This window comes from Adlercreutzia sp. DFI.6.23 (genome assembly GCF_024462535.1).
In the GTDB taxonomy this organism is placed as follows: Bacteria; Actinomycetota; Coriobacteriia; order Coriobacteriales; family Eggerthellaceae; genus Adlercreutzia; species Adlercreutzia rubneri.
The window spans coordinates 1-302 of record NZ_JANGBP010000488.1 but is presented as its reverse complement, the minus strand read 5'-3'; the positions used below and the strand labels follow the sequence as shown (position 1 = coordinate 302).

The window sequence follows — 302 nt, the reverse complement described above, 5'->3', positions numbered from 1 at the left end:
AGGTGAAGGTGGGCGACACCATCACCGTGGCCGACGGCGGCGTGAACGAGCCGCTTCCCGGCTACCGTGAGGTGAAGCCCATGGTGTTCACAGGTCTCTTTCCCATCGACGGCGACCAGTACGAGCCCTTGAAGGAGGCGCTGGAGAAGCTGTCACTGAACGACCCGGCGCTCGTGTGGGAGTCCGAGACCTCCCACGCCCTCGGCTTCGGCTTCCGCGTGGGCTTTCTGGGCCTTCTGCACATGGAGGTCATCAAGGAGCGGTTGGAGCGCGAGTTCGGGCTGGACCTTCTGGCCACGGCG

1 pseudogene is annotated in these 302 nt (G+C 65.2%); it reads left to right on the top strand.

Features of this window, described 5'->3' with window-relative positions:
- Positions 1-302: pseudogene (locus NE591_RS14265) on the top strand (elongation factor 4); the annotation flags it as partial.